The organism is Hymenobacter polaris (genome assembly GCF_012927305.1).
In the GTDB taxonomy this organism is placed as follows: Bacteria; Bacteroidota; Bacteroidia; order Cytophagales; family Hymenobacteraceae; genus Hymenobacter; species Hymenobacter polaris.
In genome coordinates this window covers 533940-558197 of the sequence record NZ_JABBGH010000002.1, presented here as the reverse complement: position 1 = coordinate 558197, position 24258 = coordinate 533940, and the positions used below count along the sequence as shown (strand labels likewise).

Here is a 24258-nt window from a genome sequence, read left to right as displayed (position 1 = left end):
GTAGAAGTAGGGAGCAATGCGACAAAGAAAGTGCATATTTATTGATAAACAATAAATATGCACTATTTATCAATAAAAATTTATTGATAAACCTTCTACTGCTGAACTACAAAAAAGCCCCTAGGCCGGGTAGTGGGCCTAGGGGCTTTGCGGTGGCAAGCAGCGGGGCAGCAACTATTCTACGGCCACGGCTAGGCGGTTGTAGTAATCAAGCATTTGCGCTACTTCCTGGGGCACGCCGCAGTGCAGGTTGTTGGTGCGGGCAAACGTCTGCACTTTTTGGGCGCGCTCGTTTAGCAGGTGCAGTACGTCGGGGCCGTTCAGACTGAGTTGCTGCAAGGGCTGGTCGGCATTGTGGCCAGAGCCGGCTAGCAGCAGTTGGCCCGGCGAGGCGGTGCCAGGCAGCAGCAGCGGCAGCCACGCCAGCACCAGCGGGCCGGCATCGGTAGCCGTAAGCACCTGCACGGCCTCGCGCCGGTCGAGCTGGTGGCTTTCGTGCACCAGGCGCGGGCGGTAGCGGCGCCGGGTGGCCGGGTCGTTCTCGGTGCCGAGGTCGAAGCCCCGCAGCGCGGCCAGCGGCCAGTAGCTGGTGCTATCGGCCTGCAGCGAGTCCTGCACCTCTACCACGCGCTGCCCCACGTGGTAGCGCAAACCCGGCACCAGCACGCGCCGGCCCGAGAGCAAGTACAGGTAGCCTGCCTCGTAGCGGCCCTCATTTAGAAAAGCGCCCGGCTGCTGGTTGATGGCCGCCTGCGTCAATTGCCGCGCGGCCGGCGCGTTTGCTTGCCGCACCAGCGCCCGGCTGGGGTCGGCGGCGCGCGGCCGGTCCTTGGCTAGGCAAGTCAGCAAGCTCAGTGGCAGCAGCAGCAGAAAGACAAGGCTTTTCAAGGGACAAGCGCTTTAGGTAAGGAGTAGCATTCCAAAACTAAACGCTGCCATAAGCATTTCCTATAGCACTACAAATGAAGCAACAATGCACCTGCAAAACAATTTTTTGCCTTGTTTACTGTTCAGATTAGATTTTTCCAACCTTGGTGTCGCCTAGCAGCCTAGGGCAGCCCGCGCCGTTGCACACTTCACCCCACCGGCTTGGGCTAGCGAGCAGCTTGCCTGCCCCTAGCTGGTCTAGAAAATACTTTAAAAAATCCAACGGTCAGCTACCCTAGGCCCTGCCGAAGCCCGTAAGCTAGCGGTTGCGCCCGTACTGCTCGTGGCTGCTCACCCAGTCGCTGCTGCTGATGGCGGCCCCTAGGCTCAGCTCGCCGGCCAGCACCACGCCGGCCACTATCTCGGCCAGCTTGTTCACGGTGCCTTCGCCCACGCAGCCCAGCATCCGCAGGTACTCGTTTTGGGTGGCCAGGCCCGTGCCGCCGCCGTGCGTGGCCACTATCAGGCTCGGAATGGTGATGTTGAGGTACAGGTCACCCTCGGGGGTTAGTTCGGTGTACAGCACGGCGGCGCTCGACTCGCTGACGTTGGCCACGTCCTGCCCGGTGGCGATGAAGAGGGCCGTAATGCCATTGGCCGAGTGCAGCCCGTTGTTGTTGGCCCCGCTCAAAAACGCGCCCACGTTGCTCACCTGCCCGTGGTAGGCTAGCTGCTCGGGCGTCACGCGCAGGCGCTGCAGCAGCACATCGCGCCGCACCGTAGCCTCGGCCACTACGCGCTTGCCGCGGGTGCGCAGCACGTTAATCTGCGAGGCCTTTTTGTCGGTAGCGACGTTCGATTCGAGGTAAAAATGCCGGATGGGCGCGCCGGGATAGTTTTCCAGCATCCACGAGCAAGCCGCGAACGTGGCGCGGCTCACCATGTTCTGCCCGGCCGCGTCGCCAGTCGAGAAATTGAAGCGCAGGTAGGCAAACTTGCCGGCCAGGTACGCATCTATATATTGCAGCCTGGCTACGCGCGAGGTGCTTTCCGCCTGGGGCCGAATCAGTCCCAGGTTTTCAGTTACCCAGCGGCTGAAATCGCGTGCGCCCCGCGCATCATCAAACACGAACACCGGCGCCCGCTGCATGGCGTCGCCCACCACGGTGCACTTCACGCCGCCGCACAGGTTAAGCACCTGCATACCCCGGTTGTAGCTGGCTACCAGCGTGCCCTCGGTAGTAGCCAGCGGAATGAGAAACTCCCCCTGGGCGTGCTCGCCGCGCACGGCAAGCGGCCCGGCCAGCCCCACCGGCACCTGCGCCACCCCCACGAAGTGCTCGCAGTTGCCGCGCAGGGCGTGGGGGTCAAACGAGTACTGCTTGAGGTGCTCGAACGCCTGCCCCGTAAAGCGCTCGGCAAACTCCTGGCGCGCCCGAATGGGTGCCTCGGCGTAGTCATCGTCCGCGGCCCTAGGGATGCGCCCGTGGCTGTCTATCGTTCCGATGGCATCCTCCACCTCCACGCTCAGCGCCCCAAAGGCATCGGTGCTGAAGCGTACCTGCAGCTGGTGCAGGCCCGCGGGCAGCGGCGGCGTAGCCAGCACAAACGTGAGTTCCTGGCCCACGGGCAGCTCTAGGGCCTGGCCGGCGGCGGGGCCTAGGCTGGTGGCCGGGCGCCGCTCGCCATCCAGGTCCAGCTCAATGGCGCTGGCCGGCACCACCTGGCTGCCAATTCTTACTTCTTCCACGCCCGTCAGGCACACCGTATCCAGGCGGTTTTTGATGCGAAAAGCCACGCCCTGCTGGTCGGGCAGGTTGTGCAGGCTGCCGCGGTTGTAAAGCAGCTTGAGCAGCAAGGGGCTGGGCGTAAAGACCATAGCGAAAGGGCGCGCAGCGCCGTAAAGTGGGCGGGGCAGCAAGCTAGCCATCCCACCGCGCAAAGCTACCCGCTAGCCCCGCCGCGCGCCAACCAGGCAGGTGTATACTTTATGAAGTTGAAAATTCTATCAACTAATCCCTAAACCCCCACCTGGCTTTGGTAGTTATAGCCCGCACGGTCTTGCTGCTAGAATAACTCTTTCACGGTAGCCAACCTTAGTAGCTGCTATCTTTACAGCTTCTTTGCAGCAACAGGGCCTCGGAAAGCTATTTTCCGCGATTTCTTCCCTCTATGAATTCTTTATACGATTATCCCCGCTTTACGCTTGGCCAGGAGTTAACAGGCGAGCAGCGGGCCTTCTTCGCCAAAAACGGTTTTTTGCACTTTCGCCCCTTCGCTTCGCCCGAGCAGGTGCAGGCTTATTTGAAAGCCACGCAGGATGTGCAAGCCAAGTGGCTAGCCGACAACGTAGAAAAGGTGAACGGAGTGCCCATTAAATACGGCAAGGATGTGGATGGCTCGCCCATCGTGCAGCGCTTCGCCTTTGCCTCGCAGCACAGCCCCGTACTGCACGAGCTGCTGCAAGACCCCCGCTTCGAAGCCTTATTTCCGCTGCTGGAGATTGGAGAAGGCCGCGTGGGCGTAAATGAGCGCGATGGTCTGGTAGTTAATCACTACGTCAACGTGGAAGGCTCAGAGTTCAGCCAGATGGGCTGGCATACCGACTCGCTGCGCGACGTTTTTTATGGCAAGCGCATCCGGCCCATGCTCAATGTGGGCTTGCACCTCGACGGCACCAAGGCCACCAACGGCGGCCTGCGCGTGATACCCGGCACCCACCGCCAAAGCATTGGCAAGATGCTGTTTCGCAAGAAGTACTACAAAGACGTGCACTACGACCCCAACGAGATTGCCATCGAAACCGAGCCCGGCGACCTTACCGTGCACGATGGCCGCATGTGGCACCGGGTGGCGCAGTCGCCGCTGGTGGGGGCCGCCTCGCGCCGCCGCGTGATGTACGTACCCATTATTGGGGGCAAGTACCAACCCAAGCGCGACGACAGCCCCACGCCCTTTTACCTGCGCTTTCTGCACTTGGTGAAGTAGCCTAGCCATTCCACATCTTTTGAACCGAGATGGTACCGAGTCCCTACGCTCGGCACCGTCTCGGTTTTTTGTTGTGCTCTACGGCGGCCGGGCGGCGCGCTGCACTAGCCTTGCCATTTACCCTAGGCCTTTCACCTTCTTGCAAGGCGCTAGCCAGCACGCTTCTCAGAACTGAGGGCGAGAATAAGTTAATCAGCTAGCTGCTTTATATACTTACTGAAAAAATCCTCTCTTTTTTGCGTAAAATTTTTCTCCTCATAATCAATATTTTAAGTATATTACTCCAATGGTGAGTGCGCACTCACTGCGAAATGGTGAGCTAACACTTACCGCAGTTTCAAATTATGTCGTAATATTGTCACACTAACGGCTAGCGAGTCCCACCCGGCTAGCAGTTAGCTTACTCTCCTTACCACTCTTTAGTATCTGGCTGTCGTCCCACCCCAGCTAGCAGCGCCTACCACCCACTCTTTAGTACCCAGTTGTCGTCCCACCCCGACTGGTAGCACCTCTGCCCCGCCCCGGCCTGGCAGAATATATTGTCCTCCAACCGGCTGATTCGCTCCCCGCGAATTGGCCGGTTTTTTTTTGAAAGTATTTTCCGCTGTTCAGGAATTTAGCCATCTTATGAAGCTGGCTGCCATTTTCGGCCGACCTTTGCCCTTCAATAGTCGGCAAGCAGCTTATTTTCGAGAGCTGCCCGGCCGTTTCCCGCTACCTTCTTTATCCGCCTTTGACTCCTGCCATGATTACCCGTCGCCAACACATTGCCAACGTGGCATTGCAGCTTTTTGGGGAGCGTGGGTACGACGGCACTTCCACCCAGCAAATTGCCAAGGCCGCAAACGTGTCGGAAGCGCTTATTTTCAAGCACTTCGGTTCGAAGGAGCACTTGCTCGACTTCGTGATTAAGAGTGGCTATCAGCGCATTATCGAGCACAACCGCGGGGGGCTGCTGGAGGAAGACCCGCTCGTTTTCATTCACAGCGTAATTGAGCTGCCATACAAGCTGGTGCAGGAAGAACCCTTTTTTTGGAAGCTGCAGTACCGGCTGGCCGACCACGAAACCAGCCGCCAGCAGCACGAGCGCTTTATGCGGCCGGTACCCGCGCGCCTGCAAGAGGCTTTTACGCAGCTTGGCTACCCCGAGCCAGCTCAGGAAACCAGTCTGCTGCTGCTGCTCATTGAGGCGCTGTGGAAGATTGAGGCCAACAAAACCGACGAGCACGTGCGCGATATGCTCGACTTTATCAAGCGCAAGTACCAGGTGCAGTAGCGCGCGGAGGCCGCACCTTTGCGGCTGCGCGGGCCCTAGGGCCCCTGGCCCGTCGCCCCGCCTATGCACCTGCTCCTCATTACCTGCCCCGACGAGCCGGGGCTGATTCATACCATTACGGGCGTGCTGCTGAGGCAGCAGCTCAATATTCTGCGCAACGACGAGTTCGTGGAGCGGGCGGCGGGCGCCTTTTTTATGCGCACCGAGTTTGCGCCGCCAGCCGCCGGCTTCGATGCGGCCGCGCTGCTCGCCGGGTTGCGGGCGGCGCTGCCCCCTAGGGCCACGGTGCGCCTCAGCAATCAAGCGCCCAAAAAGGTGGTGCTGCTGGCCACCAAGGAGTACCACTGCCTGGGCGAGCTGCTGCTGCGCCACGCCTTTGGCGACCTGAACGCCACTATCGTAGCCGTAGTCAGCAACCACGAGGTGCTGGGGCCGCTGGTGCGGCAGTTTGGGCTGCCGTTTCACTACCTGCCCCACGAGGGGCGCGACCGCCCCACGCACGAGGCGGAGGTGCTGGCGACTATCGAACCGTATGCGCCCGACTTTGTGGTGCTGGCCAAGTATATGCGCATTCTGTCGGCCGAGTTTGTGGCGCAGTACGCGGGCCGGCTTATCAATATTCACCACTCGTTTTTGCCGGCGTTTGTGGGGGCCAGCCCCTACGCCCAGGCCTACGCGCGCGGCGTGAAGCTGATTGGGGCCACCGCGCACTTCGTGACCAACGAGCTGGACAAAGGGCCCATTATTGCGCAGGGCGTGTTGCCCGCCGACCACACCCAGAGCGCCCGCGAGCTGGCCCAGGCCGGGCGCGACGTGGAAAAAACCACCCTGGCCCGCGCCCTCAAGCTGGTGTTTGACGAGCAGGTGTTTGTGCACGGCAACCGCACCGTCATTTTCGGTTGAAAGCGCTACGGTAGGCGGGCAGCACATGGCTTTCTGGTGAAAATCTGCGTATCTAATAAAATTAACCAGTAGTTAAAAGCTTGTGTCGCGTACCATCATTGTCTCCAATCGCCTACCTACCAAAGTTATCCGCACCGAGGACGACCTCACTTTTCAGCCCAGCGAGGGCGGCCTGGCCACGGGCCTAGGGTCGGTATACCGCACGGGCGGCAACCTGTGGATTGGCTGGCCGGGGCTGTTTGTGGGCGATGCCGTGGAGGAAGCCTACATTGATACGGCGCTGGCCGCCGACCACATGGCGCCGGTGTTTCTGACGGAAGGTGAAATTCGGGATTTTTATGAGGGCTTCAGCAACTCCACGCTGTGGCCTACCTTCCACTACTTCAGCGAGTTTGCCACCTACGAGCAAGCCCACTGGGACGCCTACGTGGCGGTGAACGAGAAATTTTGCGCCGCCGTGCTCGAACACGCCGGGCCCGACGACACCATTTGGGTGCACGACTACCAGTTGCTGCTGCTGCCTGAGCTGCTGCGCCGGGCCCGTCCCGAGGCCACTATTGGCTTTTTCCTGCACATCCCGTTTCCGTCGCAAGAGCTGATTCGGGTGCTGCCCTGGCGGGCCGAGCTGCTGCGCGGCATGCTGGGGGCTGACCTCATTGGCTTCCACACCTACGGCTACATGCGCCACTTTTTGAGCGCCGTGACGCACGTGCTGGGCTTGCCGGCCCAAAATGGGCAAATTGAAACCCCCACCCGTTCGGTGCGCGTCGATGCCTTCCCGATGGGCATTGACTACGAGCGCTTTGCGCAGGCTGCCACGGCCGAAGCTACCCTGGCCCACGTGGCCGAGTACCGCGAGGCGCTGCGCGATACGCGGGTCATTTTGTCGATTGACCGCCTCGACTACACCAAGGGCATTGCCCAGCGGCTGCGGGCATTTAACCTGCTGCTGGAGCGCTACCCCGAGTGGCGCGGGCAGGTGAGCCTAATTATGCTGGTGGTGCCCTCGCGCGACCAGGTAGCCCAATACGCCGCCCTGAAGGAAGAGATTGACGAGCTGGTGGGCCGCATCAATGCGCAGTACCGCACCATGAGTTGGAATCCGATTCTGTACTTCTACCGCTCGCTGCCCCTGGAAGAGCTGGCGGCGCTGTATCACCTGGCCGAGGTGGCGCTGGTGACGCCCATGCGCGACGGCATGAACCTGGTAGCCAAGGAGTACGTGGCCAGCCGCACCGACCAGCGCGGGGTGCTCATCCTGAGCGAGCGGGCCGGGGCCGCCCGCGAGCTGTCCGACGCGTTGCTGGTGAACCCCACCGACCTGCACCAGCTAACCGAAACCATGCACGACGCCCTGGTGATGCCCGAGGCCGAGCAGCTGGCTCGCATCAGTGCCATGCAGGAGCTGGTGCGGCGCTACAACGTATTTGCCTGGACCCGGCTATTTATGAACCAACTGACCTACACTAAGATGAAGCAACAGACCCTAGCCCCCGAAATGCTGACCGAGCCGGCCACAGCCAAGCTGGCCGAAGCCTTCCGGGCAGCCGAGGGCACGCGCCTGCTGCTGCTCGACTACGACGGCACCTTGATGCCCTTCTTTGCCGACCCCAAGCAGGCCAAGCCCGACCAGGAGCTGCGTCTATTGCTGCGGGCCCTCACCGAGCTGCCCCGCACCCAGGTGGTTATCATCAGCGGGCGCGACCGGAACACGCTGCAGGAGTGGCTGGGGCACTTGCCCCTAGGCTTCGTGGCCGAGCATGGGGTGTGGCTGCGCGACACCGAGGGCGACTGGGAGCTGATGCAGCCGCTGCGCAGCGACTGGAAGCGCGAACTGCGCCCGGTGCTGGAACTGTACGTGGCGCGCACGGCCGGCTCGTTTATTGAGGAGAAAGACTACTCGCTGGTGTGGCACTACCGCCGCGCCGACGCCGACCTGGGCGAGGTGCGCGCCCGCGAGCTGCTCAGCCACCTGGCCTTTATGACGGCCAACACCGACCTGCAGGTAATGGAGGGACATAAGGTGCTCGAAATCAAGAATGCGGGCATTAATAAAGGCGCGGGGGCAGCGCGCTGGCTGGCCCGCACCGAGCCCGGCTTTGTGCTAACCCTGGGCGATGACCGCACCGACGAGGACACCTTCCGGGCTATGCCGCCCGAAGCCTACACTGTGCGCGTGGGCCTGGCCCGCTCGCTGGCCCGCTACAACCTGGCCACCGTGGCCGAGGTGCGCCAGCTGCTGCGCCATCTGCTAGTGTAGCGGCCTCGTGCCAGCCGCGCCCTAGGGGCTGGGCACTATTAAAAGAGCTGGAGCCTGCTCCGGTCCGGCGGCCTAAATGCTCGTGCCAGGCTATAGGAGCGGGGCTAGCCCCCGCTCGTCATTGCACAATAACCAGATGATTTTGCCGGCTAGTGCGGCTGATTTTTGCCTGCCTCCAAGTAAGAGCTAGCCTCTTCTTTACAGCCTGGCATAGGTATTTAAGCTATCCTAGCTACCCTAGGGCTTGGCGCGGACGCCTAGCTTTGTGGTGCGCACCACCGCGCCGGGTTAGTTGGAAGCCGACTGATGCAACGCCTACCTTAGCCCAGGCGTTGGCCCTAGGGCCAATTTAGGCTGGTGGGCCAGGCGGGGCATTGCCGGCCAGTGGCCCGCTCTACCAGCCCAACTGTTCCCTACCGCACCATGAAGAAGCTTTGGCTGACAGGTCCGCGCCAGCACTCGCCCCACCGCTGGGCGCGGTGGCTCGCGGCTTGCCTGGGCGTGCTGCTGGCGCCGGCCGCCAGCGCGCAGCTGTACTCGCCCCAGAACTACGTTCGGATTGCGCCGCAGAGTACCCCGTCGGCGCTTATCCGGCAGGCGGCCGCGGTGGCGCCCTCGCCGCAGCAGCTGCGCTGGCAGCAGTTGGAGCTAACGGGCTTTTTGCACTTTGGCATCAACACCTTCACTGGCCGCGAGTGGGGCGATGGCACCGAGAGCCCGGCCTTGTTCAACCCCAGCGCCCTCGATGCCGGGCAGTGGGTGCGGGCCTGCAAGGCAGGCGGCATCAAGCAAGTCATCCTCACGGCCAAGCACCACGACGGCTTCTGCTTGTGGCCATCCAAGTACACCAAGCACTCGGTGCAAAGCAGCCCGTGGAAAAACGGCCACGGCGACGTGGTGAAGGAGGTAGCCGAGGCCTGCCGCGCCGAGCACCTGGGGTTTGGCGTGTACCTGTCGCCCTGGGACCGCAACTCGCCCTACTTCGGCGACTCGGCCCGCTACAACGACTACTTCGTTAACCAGCTGACGGAGCTGCTCACCAACTACGGCCGCGTGGACGAGGTATGGTTTGACGGGGCCAACGGCGAAGGGCCGACGGGCCGTAAGCAAGTGTACGACTTCAACCGCTGGTACGCCCTCATTCGGCGCCTGCAGCCCACGGCCGTCATTGCCGTGATGGGCCCCGACGTGCGCTGGGTGGGCACCGAGTCGGGCTACGGGCGCCCTACCGAGTGGAGCGTGGTGCCCCTAGGGGCCCAGAACCAGGAAAAGGTAGCCGCCAACTCGCAGCAAGTTGTGGCCTTCGCGCCCCACAATATGATGGACGACGACCTGGGCAGCCGCGCCAAAATCGCGCACGCGCCGGCCCTGGTATGGTACCCGGCCGAGGTGGACGTATCCATTCGGCCGGGCTGGTTTTACCACCCGGCCGAGGACGCGCAGGTGAAAACCCCGGCGCAGCTGCTGGACATCTACAACAGCTCGGTGGGGCGCAACGGGGTGCTGCTCCTGAATATTCCGCCCGACAAGCGCGGCTTGCTGGCCGAGCCCGATATGGCTAGCTTAAAGGGTTTTAGCAAGGCGCTGCACGACACCTACGCCACCAATCTGCTGGCTGGCGCGCGGGTTAGCGGCCCCCAGGCGGCGCGGGCCCCCGCCCTACTCGATGCCAAGTACGCCACGTACTGGACCACCGCCGGCCCCGCCGACACCACGGCGGTGCTCACCTTCGAGCTGCCTGCTCCCCTAACGTTCGACGTGCTGCAATTACAAGAAAATATTGCCCTAGGGCAGCGCATCGAGCGCTTTGTCCTGGAGCGCCAGCGCGGCGCCGAGTGGCTACCGGTGGCGGCCGGCACCACCGTCGGCTACAAGCGCATCCTCACCTTTGCGCCGGTGCGCGCCCAGCGCCTGCGCCTACGCATCACCTCTTCGCGCCTAAACCCGACGCTCTCGGCCATCGGGCTCTACCGGCAAGCCTTGGCAACTCCCCTGCGCTAACAGTTTTTACCTCGCCCCTATTTCTACTCATGAGCTTACCCAAAGTCGCGCTTGCCCTCGGCCTGCTGGGGGCGCTGGGCACCGCCCCGGCCCGCGCCCAGCAGCAGGGCATCCACCAGCAGTCTACCGAGTACGAGGCGCCCACCGACCCGCTGGTGGTGCAGAAGCTGGACAAGTGGCGCGACCAAAAATTCGGGCTCATTCTGCACTGGGGGTTGTACGCTGTGCCGGGCATCATCGAGTCGTGGAGCATCTGCTCGGAAGACTGGATTGAGCGCGACAGCACCATCGCCTACGAGGACTATAAAAAGCGGTACTGGGGCTACAGCCAGGTGTTTAACCCCGTGAAGTTCAACCCCGAGCAGTGGGCTAGCGTGGCCAAGCAGGCCGGTATGCGCTACCTGGTGTTCACGACCAAGCACCACGACGGCTTTAACATGTTCGACACCAAGCAGTCGGATTTCAAGATTACCAACGGTCCGTTCAAAAACGACCCTAGGGCTAATGTGGCCAAGTACGTGTTCGACGCGTTCCGTAAGCAAAACTTCATGATTGGGGCTTACTTCTCGAAGCCCGACTGGCACTCGCAGGACTTTTGGTGGTCGAAGTACGCTACGCCCAACCGCAACGTCAACTACGACATCAAGAAGTACCCGTGGCGCTGGAAGCACTACCAGGACTTCACTTACAACCAGCTAAGCGAGCTGATGCACGACTACGGGACCATGGATATACTGTGGCTCGACGGCGGCTGGGTGCGCCCGCGCGAAACCGTGAACGCCGAGGTGCGCGCCTGGGGGGCGCCCATTCCCGAGTTTAGCCAGGATGTGAACATGCCGCGCATTGCCGCCATGGCCCGGCAGGCCCAGCCCGGCCTACTGATGGTAGACCGCACCGTGCACGGCCCCTACGAAAACTACCAGACGCCCGAGCAGAAAGTGCCCGACCAGCCCCTGGCCAACCCCTGGGAGAGCTGCCTAACGCTGGCCAACAACTGGGGCTACGTGCCAAACGACGTTTACAAGTCGCCCACCAAAATCATCCACTCGCTGGTAGAGGTGGTGGCCAAGGGCGGCAGCCTGCTGCTGGGGGTCGGCCCCCGGCCCGACGGCACCCTGGACCAGGAAGCCGTGACGCGGCTTTTGGCCATCGGCAAGTGGCTGGATATGAACGGCGCGGCCATTTACAACACCCGCGCCACGCCCCGGTTCCGGGATGGCGCCACCTACTTCACGCAGGGCAAGCAGGGCACCCGCTACGCCATTGCCTGCTTGCCCGAAAACCAGCCTACCCCCACCACCCTCACCTGGACCGGCAACCTACCCCGCAAAGGCAGCAAGCTCACTTTGCTGCAAACCGGCAAAGCCGTGCCGTGGACCCGCCAGGGTGACCAGGTGCGTCTGACGCTGCCCGCCACGCTGGCCAAGCAAGCGGGCGCCTATCCGGCCCTGGCCTTTGCCTTCGTGGCCGAGTAGGGCCCTAGGGCTTCTGCGCCGCAAAAGTGCCGCAGTGAAAGCGCGCTTTGGGCCAACTAATTTTCACTAGGAAATAATCATGCGAAATAAATGGCGGCATAAATTGTCGCACCATTTATTTTTTGTATTATTATAAATTCACATTAACTTCATTTTATAAGTTTTTATAAATAATTACTGAGTTGAGTTTGGCTTAGCAATTATCTATATCTACGGGTATTTAATGTCGAAATAAGCCCGGTACCTGAGCCCCTAATTGCCAAGCTGCGTTGAGCCAGCTGGCTTAAGTAGCTAGGTGCGTAATACATGCGCTTACAAACGCGTGAATAGCCTATAACTCATTTGTTTTATCATTAACAGATGTTTACTTTTGGCTCCTCGCATTGGCATCGGCACGCAAAAAATAGTTATGTAACTGAGCAACAACTGCGTGGCACTGCTACCCAGCTACGTACAGGTTACGGCATCAAATCGGTCCTATTACTGACTCGCCCCAGGTAGCTTAGCTAGTGAAATTTTGGGTTGCTAAAACGATTTAAAGGGACTTTTTGCAGCGTTTCTGAGGGGCAGCCCTATTTTTAGTAAGCTCTCCATTCGCTACTAAATACTCCATTTACCGCACCCTTTTTTACTGAGATTCTAGTCTCCTTTTTAACCGGCAGTTGGCTTGCGAAATGATTCAATTAGCCGCGTCAGCTTACAGTTTATCAGCAAGCTACGTGCAGTAACAGAGCAGCTATACCAAGCTAATTTGCCGACGTGCCTACCCGGAATTTTTCAAGTAACCAGTTCATTTTCTTCACCTTAAACTTCCCCACATGAAAAGAATCCTACAATTTCTGGCGCTACTCCTGCTGCTCGGCCAGAGCTACCTCGGCCACGCGCAATCGAGTAAGGTTTCGGGGAAAGTAACGGCCGCCGACAACCAGGTGCTCATTGGCGTGAGCGTGGTAGTGAGCGGCGGCGCCCAGGGCACTGTTACGGATGTGGATGGCAACTACGTCATTACCGTGCCCAACGATGCTTCCCTAGTGTTTTCCTACGTGGGCTACCTCAGCCAAACGGTGTCCGTGCGGGGCCGCTCCTCCATCAACGTGGTGATGGCCGTGGACAATAAGGAGCTGGGCGAAGTAGTGGTGACGGCCCTAGGCATTAAAAAGGATGAGCGCGCCCTAGGCTACTCCGTCTCGAAAGTGGAGGGACAGGCCCTGTCGGTGGCGCGCGAAACCAACGTCGCCACTTCGCTGCAGGGCCGGGTAGCCGGCCTGAACGTGGGCAGCACCAGCGGCGGCCCCGGCTCGGCGGCCCGCCTCAATATCCGGGGCGTAACGTCGTTTTCGGGCACTTCGCAGCCGCTCATCGTTATCAACGGCGTGCCGATGGACAACACCGTGCGCGGCAGCTCGGGCGAGTGGGGCGGCGCCGACCTAGGCGACGGTATCAGCAACATCAACCCCGATGACATCGAGTCGATGACCGTGCTGAAGGGCTCGACGGCCTCGGCCCTGTACGGGGCGCGGGCGGCCAACGGCGTTATTCAGATAACGACCAAGAGCGGCTTGCGCAACAAAACTACCATCACCTACAACACCAACTACCAGTTTGACCACGCGGTGGACAACCGCGACTTCCAGACGCAGTATGGGCAGGGCAGCCAGGGGCTGAAGCCGACCGACCAGGCCTCGGCCATCATTTCGGGCAATACGGCCTGGGGCCAGCGCCTAGATGGCTCGCAGACGTACGGCATTGACGGGCAGCAGCACCCCTACTCGCTGGCGGGCGACAACTTTCACAATTTTTACCGCACCGGCACCTCCTGGACTAACACCGTATCGGTGTCGGGCGGCGGCGAAAAGGGCGTGTACCGCCTCTCGCTGTCCAACCTCGACAACAAGTCCATTCTGCGCAGCAGCGGGCTGGCGCGCCGCACGGCCACCTTCACCACCTCCTACGATCTAACCAAGAAGCTGAGCTTCAACCTGTCGGCCAACTACATCGACCAGGAGGACACCAACCGCCCTCAGCTGAGCGATGCGCCGCTGAACGCCAACAACATCCTGTTCTTGTCGCCTAACATCGACCAGTCGCTGCTGGCGCCCGGCTTTGACGTTAACCGCAACGGCTTAGAAACCGCCTGGAACGTGGACAGCTACACCACCAACCCCTGGTTTGTCGTTAATCAGTACATCAACAACCTGTCGCGCAAACGTTTGATTGGGGTGGTATCGGGCAAGTATGCGTTCACCGACTACCTCTCGCTGATGGCCCGCACGGGCTACGACTATTCCAGCGACCGGCGCTTCAACGTGGAGCCCTACGGCACCCTCTACACGACCAATGGCGAGGGCAGCTTGCAAAACCTGACGCTAGGCACGCGCCTGGAAATGAACAGCGACGCCTTGCTCTCGTTCAACAAGCAGTTCAACCAGGACTTTACGGTGAGCGCCAGCCTAGGGGGTAACTACCGCTACAACCGCTTCGAGAGCAGCCGTTTATACGGCGGGCAGTTTATCGTGCCTTACCTGTACACGCCCACCAACTTGCGCACCCGCAACCTGGAGTATCAGTTCACGGAGCTGGTAACGCCTTCGGTGTACTACACGGCCGACTTCACCTACAAGTTCTTGACCCTGAGCACGACCGGCCGCTACGACCGCTTCTCGACGCTGCCTAACGGCAACCGCAGCATCTTCACGCCTTCGGTGTCGGGTAGCTTCATCTTCTCCGACCTGCTGCAGTCGCCCGCGCTGAGCTATGGCAAGCTGCGCGCCTCGTATGCCAAAACCAGCGGCGAGCCGGCCCAGCCCTACCAGACCAGCTTCTACTACAACATCGGCAACCCCATCAACGGCACGCCGCGCGCCAACTTCGACTCGCGCCTACCCAATGCCAACCTGCGGCCCTTTAGCCTGCGCGAGTACGAGCTGGGCACCGAGCTGAAATTCTTCAACGGGCGCATTGGCGTAGACGTGGCCTACTTCGACCGCCAAACCAACGGCGAGATTGTGGGTGCCGGCCTCTCCATCGCGTCGGGCTTCGATAGCCGCTCGGTGAACCTGGGCGCCACCCGCAACCGCGGCGTGGAAGCGTTGCTGACCGTGGTGCCCGTGCGCCGCGGCGCCTTCAACTGGACGTCCTCGCTCAACTTCACCAAGCTGAAGAACGAGGTGCTGGACATCGACCAGTCGGCCAACCCCTCGCCGCTGCAAACCGGCACCTACCGCCCGATGAACGCCAATATTTCCATTGTGAAAGGGCTGCCCATTGCGCAGATTATGGCCTACGACTACAAGCGCGACGCCAGCGGCAACGTGGTGGTGGGCGCCAACGGCGTGCCCCTGCGCGGCAACCTGACGCCCATGGGCTCGGGCATTGCTAACCTCTACGGCGGCTGGAACAACGATTTCAACTACAAGAATTTCAACCTGTCGTTCCTGATTGACTACCGCTTCAACAACAAAATCCTGTCGGCCACCGAGTACTACTCCTACGTGCGGGGCCTGAACCAGGCTACCCTGGCGGGCCGCGACAATGGCGTAGTAGCCACCGGCGTAACCGAGGGCGGGGCCGTGAATACCATTTCGGTACCGGCCTACATCTACTACCCGCAGCTGGCGGCCAACGTGTCGTCGCTGGAGGTGCTCGATGGCAGCTTCATCAAGTTCCGCCAGCTGGTGTTCGGCTACACTTTCACGCAGAGCCTGCTGTCGCACACGCCGTTCCAAGATATTACGCTGTCGCTGGTGGGCCGCAACCTGTTCACCATCCTCAAGCACACCGACAACATCGACCCCGAGAACACCATTTCGCCGCTCGTGGCCTACGCCGGTGTAGAAGGTGGCTCGCTGCCCTTCGCCCGCACCTACGGCGTGACCCTCAACGTAAAATTTAAGTAAGCGACGCCATGAAAAAGCTAATTCCTTTCGTTGCGCTGGCGGCCCTTTTAGGGAGTTCATCCTGCTCCGAGAAATACCTCGACCAGATAAATACCAACCCCAACGCCGCCTCGGCCAGCAACCTCGACCCCAACTACCTGCTCACCGACGGCGAGCTGACTTTTGCCAACACCGGCTACGGGCAGCTGCTCTATGAAGCGCCCGCCATCCAAGGCCTGGCCAGCACCTTCAACTACTACGGCAACGGCGATAAGTACGTGAACGCGGGCGGCTTTACGGGCTACCAGGCGCTCATTTTCAGCCAGGGCTACACGGCCATCAGCCGCCTGCAGCAGGCCATCAGCGTGGCCAACACGCAGAGCGCCACCCGCTACGCCAACGTCATCGCCATCAGCAACATCATGGAGGTGATGATATTTCAGCGCATCACCGACACCTACGGCGACGTGCCTTACACGCAAGCAGTACAGGCCGCGGCGGGCATTGTGACGCCGCAGTACGACAAGCAGCAGGACATTTACCCGGCCCTGCTGACGCAACTCGACGCGGCCATCGCCAGCCTGAGCACCAGCGGCCCCACGGCCTCGGGCGACTTGCTGTACGGCGGCGACGTGGCGAAGTGGAAAAAGCTGGGCTACTCGCTGATGGTGCGCGTGGCCATGCGCATGACTAAGGTGAACCCCACGCTGGCCAAGACCTACACCGAAAAGGCGGCCGCCGCGGGCACTATGGCCGGCACTTCGGACAATGCTTACGTGAAAACCGACATCAGCTACGGCGACACGCAGAACGCGAGCACCAACGCGCTGCTGACGACCGACGACTTCCGGGAAGTGAAGTGGAGCAAAACGCTGATTGACTACCTGCGCAACTCCAACGACCCGCGCCTAGGGGCCATTGCCGAGATACCAGCGGCCGGCGCCATCAACAACGCCAACCAGAGCCTGGCCGGCGACAACACGCCCAGCCTGCAGCGCGGCCTGCCCAACGGCTACGACCTGACGGGCGGCGCCAACGACATCCGCAAGCGCACGGACTACCCCGGCCCCACGGGCAGCGGCACCGACCTCGCCCCGCTGGGCAACTACTCGCGCCCGCGCCTGAACGTGTACTTGCAGCGCAACGCCCCCATCTTCCTGCTGACTTACGCCGAAACCGAGTACCTGCTGGCCGAAGCCGCCAACCGCGGCTGGAGCGTGGGCGCCAATGCCGCCACGCACTACGCCAACGGCCTGCGCAGCGCCCTGGAGTCGCTGGGCCAGTTCAGCACCAACGCCACCATCAGCACGAGCACCATCACGACCTTCGTAGCGGCCAACCCGCTCAGTTCGAACACTGCGCAGCAGCTGCAGCAGATAAACGAGCAGTACTGGGTGGAAACCTGCACCACGTTCAACTTCCTCGAAGCTTGGTTTAACTGGCGCCGCTCGGGCTACCCCGTGCTAACGCCCGTCAACTACCCCGGCAACGTGACCAACGCCACCATTCCACGCCGCATGATTTACCCGGCCACCGAAATTGGCAACAATCCCACTGGCTACGCGGCCGGCGTGGCCAGCCTGAGTGGCGGCGACCTGCTGACCTCGCGCGTGTGGTGGGACAAGTAAGCACTGGTTAATACGTTATTATAAGCAAAGGCCTTACGCCGGGCAAGCCTGGGGTAAGGCCTTTGCTTTTCGCATTGCTGGGGCCCTAGGCGGCGGCGGCCGGCCCTGGGCGGTATCGTATCTTAGCTATTGGCTGGCGCCTGTCATCACCAACGGGCTGGGCCAGTGCCGCGCGGAGTTGTTCCTAGCTTATCGCCCGCGCCTTTATCCCTTAATCCCCTATGCGTAATCGTCGTTTTGCTGGTGTGCAGTGGCTGCTGCTCGCGGTGCTTTTTACTGGCGTGGCGCGGCGCGGCGCGGCGCAGCAACCCTTGTTTACGCTGCTCGATGCCAAGGAAACGGGCATCGCGTTCAACAATGCCATTAGCGAAAGCGAGGCGCTTAATATCCTATCCTACGAGTATTTTTATAACGGCGGCGGCGTGGCCATTGGCGACGTTACCAACGACGGATTGCCGGATATTTTCTTCACCGGCAACATGCGCCCCAACCGCTTGTACGCCAATTTGGGCAACCTCAAGTTTAAGGATATAACCAGCCAGGCGTCGCCGCTTTTGGAGGGGCGCAAGGACGGCTGGAAAACCGGCGCCACGATGGCCGACGTCAACGGCGACGGCCTGCTGGATATTTACGTGTGCTACTCGGGCAAGAAGGACGAGGCCACGCGCCGCAATCAATTATTCATCAACCAGGGCAACGCCAAATTTGAGGAAATGGCCAAAAGCTACGGCCTCGACGACCCCGGCTACAGCACGCAGGCCGCGTTTCTGGATTATGATAATGACGGCGACCTGGACATGTTCCTGCTCAACCACAACGTCAAAAAAATTGACAACCTGGAATTCGCTAGCCACAAGAGCGAAGTAGACGCGCTGGCGGGCAACAAGCTGTTTAAGAACGAGAACGGCCACTTCGTGGACGTATCCAAGGCGGCGGGCATCGTGCAAAGTCCGCTCACGTTTGGGCTGGGCATTGCCGTGGCCGACGTGAACAAGGACGGCTGGGCCGACGTGTACGTGACCAACGATTACAACGAGCCGGACTATTTATATATCAATAACCATAACGGCACCTTCACCAACCAGGCGCAGGTGATGCTGCGGCACCATTCGCACTTTTCGATGGGCGTCGATATTGCCGATTTTAACAACGACGCGCTGCCCGATATTTTCACCCTGGACATGCTGCCGGCGGACAACCACCGCCAAAAATCGCTGCAGCTCCAGGAGAATTACGAAACCTTCGGGCTGATGCTGCAGCAGGATTTATATCCGCAGTACATGCGCAATATGCTGCACCTGAACAATGGCGACGGCACGTTTAGCGAAATTGCGCAACTGGCCGGCGTCGCCAAAACCGACTGGAGCTGGTGCCCCCTAATTGCCGATTTCGACAACGACGGGTTCAAGGATATTTACATCAGCAACGGCTACTTGCGCGATTATACCAACAAGGATTTTCTGCGCTACTGGGGCGATTATAAGATTAAGAAGGCCATGGCCCGCGAGCCATTCTTGCTGATGGACTTGGTGACGGCCATGCCCTCGACGGCGGTGCCGGACTACATCTTCCGCAACGAGCACAACCTGACGTTCTCGAACAAGCAGCAGGAATGGGGCCTGGGCCAAACCAACATGTCGAACGGCGCCGCCTACGCCGACCTCGACAACGATGGCGACCTGGACCTGGTGGTGAACACCATCAACCAGGCGGCCAGCATCTACCGCAACCGCAGCGCCGACGAGCACCGCGCCAACTACCTGGCGCTGAAGCTAAAGAGCCCCGGCCCGAACACCCAGGCCCTAGGGGCCAAGGTGTACGTGTACACGCCCGGCCAGGTGCAGTACCAGGAGGTGAGCCCCACGCGTGGCTACCTCTCGTGCCTGCCCACCGCCCTGCACTTTGGGCTGGGCACCGCGCCGCGGGCCGACTCGGTGCGCATTGTGTGGCCGGGCCAGGCAGGGCAGCTGCTCACCGCTGTGAAAGCCAACCAAACGCTGCAGCTGAGCGGCCCGCCCGCCGCCCGGCCGGCCCCTAGGGTAGCCGCGGCCCCCAACGGCCTGTTTAAGCCCGCCGCGCCGCTCTTCAACTTCACGCCCGAGGAGGTGGCGCTCAACGACTTTAAGCGGCAGCTGCTCATGCTGTTTATGTACTCGAAAACCGCGCCGGTGCTGGCCAAGGCCGACGTGAACAAGGACGGGCTGGACGACCTATTTGTGAGCGGCACCAAGGACGAAGTGGGCAAGCTGTACGTGCAGCAGCCGGGCGGTAAGTTTGTAGAAGCTCCCCTAGGGCACCCCGCCGGCGCGCCGGCCGGTACGGTGGCCGCCGCCGCCTTCTTCGATGCCACCGGCGACGGCTATCCCGACCTGTACCTGGCCAAAGGCGGCTACGCGCTCTACGAGGCCGGGCAGGCTGAGCTGCAAGACGAGCTATACCTAAACGACGGCCACGGCCACCTGACCCTGGCGCCGGCCGCGCTGCCCGTGCTCACGGCTGGCAGCAAGAGCTGCGTGCGGCCGGCCGATGCCGACAACGACGGCGACCTCGACCTGTTTGTGGGTGGGCGCGTGGTGCCGGGCCGCTACCCTATGGCGCCCCCCAGCTACCTGCTGCTCAACAACGGCCACGGGCAGTTTGCAGCGGCCACCGTGCCATTTGCCACCGCCGGCATGGTAACCGACGCGCAGTGGGTGGACCTGAACAAGGACGGCCGCAAAGACCTGGTGCTGTGCGGCGAGATGATGCCGCTGACCGTGTGGGCCAATACCGCGCAGGGCTTCCAGGACCAAACGGCCGCCTACTTTGCCACGCCCCAGGCGGGCTTTTGGGCGAGCCTGCACGTGGCCGACGTGAACCAGGATGGGCTGCCCGACCTGGTGGCCGGCAACCTGGGGCTGAACAGCCCGCTGCGCGCCACCACCCAAGAGCCCGCCGAGCTGTATTACGCTGACTTTGACGGCAATGGCTCCATCGACCCGTTCCTGAACTTCTACATGGATGGCAAGAGTTACCCCTTCGTGAGCCGCGACGAGCTAAACGAAGTGATATACCCCATGCGTCGCCGCTTTACCTCCTACAAATCCTATGCTGACGCGACGATGGCGGACATCTTTCCGAACGGCGAGCTGGCCAAGGCCAGCAAGTTGCAAGCCACCGAGCTGCGCACCATGCTCTACCTCAACACCAAGGGTAAGTTCGTGCCTACCGAGTTGCCCATGCAGGCCCAGTTTTCGATGGTGAGCCAGATTACCAGCGGCGACTACAACCACGACGGCCACCCCGACTTGCTGCTGCTGGGCAACCATACCGATAACCGCCTGAAAATAGGCAGCCTGGACGCCAACTACGGCTGCCTGCTGCAGGGCGACGGCAAGGGGCATTTCAGCTACGTGCGCCAGCCGGCGGCCGGCATCTGCGTGCTGGGCGACGTGAAATCGGTGAGTGAGCTGCTGGTGAACCGGCAGCCCTACCTGGTGGTGGGCGTGAGCAACGGCCCGGTGCAGTTTTACAAAGAATAAGCCTGTTCCTGAATTAGCTAAATCAAAAAAACGTCCATCATGCTGAGCTTGTCGAAGCATCTCTACCTCAGTAGTACGCCATACCGTTGCAATGAAGCGATAGAGCTGCTTCGACAAGCTCAGCAGGACGACCAAGTTTTGTTGTTTCCAAATTCAGGAATAAGTCTACTAGCTTTTTTAGTAACTCAAAAGTGAACCAGCGTCTTAGCAGCTTGGTGCTAGTAGTAGTTGCGCTGCTGAGCACCTTCGCGGGCCTGGCCCGCGCTCCGCACCGGCCTAGCCCCCCCGACCCCGGCAAAGCCCTCGACATCATCAACCTGACGATGGTGCACGACGTGATAAGCCCGCCCGCCGCCGCGCGCTACTACGCCTACACCCTGATGGGCCCCTACTGCCTGGCGGCAGCGCACAACCCGCACCTGCCCCCGCTGGCGCGCCTCGTGCAGGGATTTCCGGCCAGCATCGGGCTCGACACGGTGGCGGCGGACTACGACTACCAGCTAGCCGCCTACTACTGCATGCTGGAAAGCGCCCGGCGGCTGCTGCCCTCGGGCGAGAGCCTGGCCGAAGAAGAAGCCGCCTTTGAGCAAGAAATGACCCGCCAGGGCGTGAGCGCCAGCACGCTGGCGCGCTCGGTGCGGGCGGCCCGCGCGGCAGCGGCGGCGGTCGTGCGCTTTTCCCAGGGCGACCACTACGGCCAGCTCAGCGCCCTGAAGCGCTACACGCCGCTGGTGGGCGAGGGCTACTGGCGCCCTACGCCGCCGGCCTACTTCGAGCCCGTAGAGCCCAACTGGAAAACCATTCGCCCGCTGGTCATCGACTCGGCCAGCGAGTTTCGGCCCGCCGCGTGCGCGCCCTTCAGCAAGGATACCGCCTCGGCTTTTTACCGGGGGGCGCGCATCGTATACAACGTGCGCCAGCACCTGACGCCCGCGCAAAACGAGATAGCGCAGTTCTGGGATTGCAACCCGTTTGCGATAAGCACGGCGGGCCACATGGCCATCGGCTTCAAAAAAATCAGCCCCGGCGGGCACTGGATGAACATTGCGGCCCTGGTGGCGCGGCAGCGCAAGGTGGGCTTCGACAACACGATAGCCGTGCTGTGCCTGGAGGGCATCACCCTGATGGATGCCTTCATCTGCTGCTGGGATGCCAAGTACCTCACCAACCGCATTCGCCCCGAAACCTACATCAACCGCTACATGGACGTGAAGTGGCAGCCGCTGCTGCAAACGCCGCCCTTCCCCGAGTACACGAGCGGGCACGCCGTGGTGTCGCAGGCCTCGGCCGAGCTGCTGACCTACCTGCTGGGCGACAAAATTGCCTACGTCGATAATACCGAAATACCCTTCGGCAGCGGCGAGCGCAAATTCACCTCGTTCCAGCAAGCATCGCAGGAGGCTGCCATCTCGCGCCTGTACGGCGGCATTCACTACCTCGAAAGCTGCACCAACGGCACTGCGCAGGGCCAGCGCATCGGGCGCTTTTTGGTAGCTAAGGTGCGCAGCACAGGCTACAAGCCCTAGGGTAGGTCGCCCACCGCGCGCAACCCCACCCCCGGCCCCTCCCCTCCGGGAGAGGGGCCGGGGGTGGGGTTGCGCGCGGTGGGCGACCTTAAACGCTAACTACGAATTTGCTTTAATAGCCTACGAACTGGGGGCGGTCGCGCTTTTTGGCGATGCGGTAGGCGGCGTTTACTAAGCCCACGTGGCTGTAGGCCTGCGGGAAGTTGCCCCACTGCGAGCCGGTTTTGGCATCCACGTCCTCGCTCAGCAGGCCTAGGTGGTTGGTGTAGGTGAGCAGCTGCTCGAACTCGGCGATGGCCTCGTCGAGGCGGCCCACGCAGGCCAGGGCTTCTACGTACCAGAAGGAACAGATAAGAAAGGTAGTTTCAGGCGTACCGAAGTCGTCGGGGTGGCGGTAGCGGTAGAAGAGGCCTTCGGGGGTTTTTAGCTCTTTTTCTAGCTCTACCAGGTGGTGCCGGGCCTTTTCCGAGCTGGGGTCGAGGTAGCCCATGGTGATGAGCTGAATGGTGCTGGCATCGAGGTGCTCCGAGTTGATGGCGTTGGTGTACACACCGCGCTCAATATCAAAGCACTGCTCGATGTGCGCTTCCGACGCCTCGATGAGGCGCTGGGCCTTAGCGGCCAGTTCCTGGTGCCCTAGGGACCGGGCTACGCGCAAGGCGGCGTGGCTGCCGGCCCAGTGAAAGAGGTAAGTGTAGCAGTGCTTCTGGGCAATGTGGCGGAACTCCCAGAGGCCGGCGTCGGGCTGGTCCATAGTCAATTCTATCAGGCGCAGGCTTTCCTCTACCAGCGAGAGCGGCACGGCGCGGCTGGGCTCCTGAAAGCGGCAGTCGACGTAGAGCGGCAGCAGCGCCACCAGCACCTGCCCGTACACGTCGTTCTGAATGTGGGTGTAGGCGTCGTTGCCGATGCGCACGGGCTGGTTGCCGAGGTAGCCGGCCAGGGGCAGCTCTTTTTCCACCAGTTTGCTCTGGCCGCCGATGCCGTAGAGCGGCTGATACTTGTCGGCGGCGCGGGTCGAGAGGTTGGCGATGAAGTGGAAGTAGCGCTCCATCTCCTCCGAGTGGCCGATGTTGTTGAAGGCCGTGAGGATGTAGTAGGTGTCGCGCATCCAGCAGAAGCGGTAGTCCCAGTTGCGGGTGCTGCCGGGCGCCTCGGGCAGGCTGGTGGTGCTGGCCGCGATAATGGCGCCCGTGTCCTCGTACTGGTGAATCTTGAGGGCCAGGGCCGAGCGAATGACCTGGCTCTGGTGAAACTGCCCAATGCTGGTGCTCTTCACCCAGCCGCGCCAGTAAGCCAGCGTGCTGGTCAGGAAGCGCTCGGCAGTGCTTTCGAGGGCGGCCTCCAGGGGCGCGCCGTAGGTGAGCACCAGGTACTTGACCTCGTTAAGGGTGAAGTCCTCCTCATCGAGCACGTAGGTGAGCGGGATGTTGGTGGTGAGGCGCACCTCTTCTTCCAGCCCCAAAAACGCGATGTGGTTGGAGCTGCGGCGGCGCGTCAGCTCCTGCTCACCGTAGCTGCCCACCGGCCGGCACGCCACCCGCACCCTAGGGGTACCTTCCAGCGGCTCTACCTTGCGAATGAGCATAAGCGGCTTGTAGTAGCGCTCGTACTGCATAAAGCGCGGCGCGAAGTCGGTGACGCGGTAACGGCCATCCTCCGTAGTAATTTCGGTGCACAGCACGTTGGTATTCTGCACGTAGTGCTGGCTGGACGTGAACTCGGCTGCCGCCGGCCGGATGCTGTACTCGCCGCCCTTCTGCTCGTCGAGCAGGGGCCCGAACACGAAGCTGCTATCAAAGCGGGGCCAGCAGAGCCAGCGCACGGCCGTATCGGTGCCAATGAGGGCCAGGAAGGCGCAGTTGCCCACCACCCCCATGTCATAGGTATGTTTCGTCATAAGGAAGATGCCGGCCGCAGCCGGGCAGTTACCCTAGG

General features: G+C 61.4%; 13 protein-coding genes. 10 read left to right on the top strand and 3 right to left on the bottom strand.

Annotated features, from left to right (window positions below; all coding sequences use genetic code 11):
- Positions 1-174 precede the first annotated feature (174 nt).
- Both HHL22_RS12695 and HHL22_RS12690 read right to left on the bottom strand, forming a co-directional pair.
- Complete coding sequence (locus HHL22_RS12695) at positions 175-888, bottom strand: hypothetical protein (RefSeq protein WP_169531730.1); 714 nt, start codon at positions 886-888, stop codon at positions 175-177.
- A 298-nt stretch (positions 889-1186) separates the two neighbouring features.
- The gene (locus HHL22_RS12690; RefSeq protein WP_169531729.1) at positions 1187-2746 is read right to left on the bottom strand and encodes a hydroxymethylglutaryl-CoA reductase; all 1560 of its coding nucleotides are present in this window, start codon (positions 2744-2746) and stop codon (positions 1187-1189) included.
- Positions 2747-3039: 293 nt separating this feature from the next.
- On the opposite strand from HHL22_RS12690, the gene HHL22_RS12685 reads away from it, so the two are divergent.
- The 10 genes from HHL22_RS12685 to HHL22_RS12640 all read left to right on the top strand — a co-directional run bounded on the left by HHL22_RS12685 (position 3040) and on the right by HHL22_RS12640 (position 22320).
- On the top strand, positions 3040-3855 hold the full coding sequence (locus HHL22_RS12685) for a phytanoyl-CoA dioxygenase family protein (protein ID WP_169531728.1): 816 nt from the start codon (positions 3040-3042) through the stop codon (positions 3853-3855).
- A gap of 745 nt (positions 3856-4600) precedes the next feature.
- On the top strand, positions 4601-5131 hold the full coding sequence (locus HHL22_RS12680) for a TetR/AcrR family transcriptional regulator (protein WP_169531727.1): 531 nt from the start codon (positions 4601-4603) through the stop codon (positions 5129-5131).
- A 63-nt stretch (positions 5132-5194) separates the two neighbouring features.
- Entirely contained in the window at positions 5195-6034 is an 840-nt protein-coding gene (purU, locus tag HHL22_RS12675; protein WP_169531726.1) for a formyltetrahydrofolate deformylase, read from the top strand.
- Positions 6035-6116: 82 nt separating this feature from the next.
- Positions 6117-8294 (top strand): bifunctional alpha,alpha-trehalose-phosphate synthase (UDP-forming)/trehalose-phosphatase, encoded by a 2178-nt coding sequence (locus HHL22_RS12670; RefSeq protein WP_169531725.1) that lies wholly within the window; start codon positions 6117-6119, stop codon positions 8292-8294.
- 423 nt (positions 8295-8717) lie between these two features.
- Complete coding sequence (locus HHL22_RS12665; RefSeq protein ID WP_169531724.1) at positions 8718-10295, top strand: alpha-L-fucosidase; 1578 nt, start codon at positions 8718-8720, stop codon at positions 10293-10295.
- A gap of 29 nt (positions 10296-10324) precedes the next feature.
- Positions 10325-11770, top strand: coding sequence for an alpha-L-fucosidase (locus tag HHL22_RS12660; protein ID WP_169531723.1), 1446 nt, complete (start codon positions 10325-10327; stop codon positions 11768-11770).
- Between the two features lie 818 nt (positions 11771-12588).
- Positions 12589-15666, top strand: a complete 3078-nt coding sequence (locus HHL22_RS12655) for a SusC/RagA family TonB-linked outer membrane protein (RefSeq protein ID WP_169531722.1) — start codon at positions 12589-12591, stop codon at positions 15664-15666.
- A gap of 8 nt (positions 15667-15674) precedes the next feature.
- Positions 15675-17273, top strand: coding sequence for a SusD/RagB family nutrient-binding outer membrane lipoprotein (locus tag HHL22_RS12650; RefSeq protein WP_169531721.1), 1599 nt, complete (start codon positions 15675-15677; stop codon positions 17271-17273).
- Positions 17274-17494: 221 nt separating this feature from the next.
- Positions 17495-20794, top strand: coding sequence for a VCBS repeat-containing protein (locus HHL22_RS12645; protein WP_169531720.1), 3300 nt, complete (start codon positions 17495-17497; stop codon positions 20792-20794).
- A 191-nt stretch (positions 20795-20985) separates the two neighbouring features.
- On the top strand, positions 20986-22320 hold the full coding sequence (locus HHL22_RS12640) for a vanadium-dependent haloperoxidase (protein WP_169531719.1): 1335 nt from the start codon (positions 20986-20988) through the stop codon (positions 22318-22320).
- Positions 22321-22432: 112 nt separating this feature from the next.
- Here HHL22_RS12640 and HHL22_RS12635 read toward each other — a convergent pair whose 3' ends face one another.
- Complete coding sequence (locus HHL22_RS12635; RefSeq protein WP_169531718.1) at positions 22433-24220, bottom strand: glycoside hydrolase family 15 protein; 1788 nt, start codon at positions 24218-24220, stop codon at positions 22433-22435.
- Positions 24221-24258 lie beyond the last annotated feature (38 nt).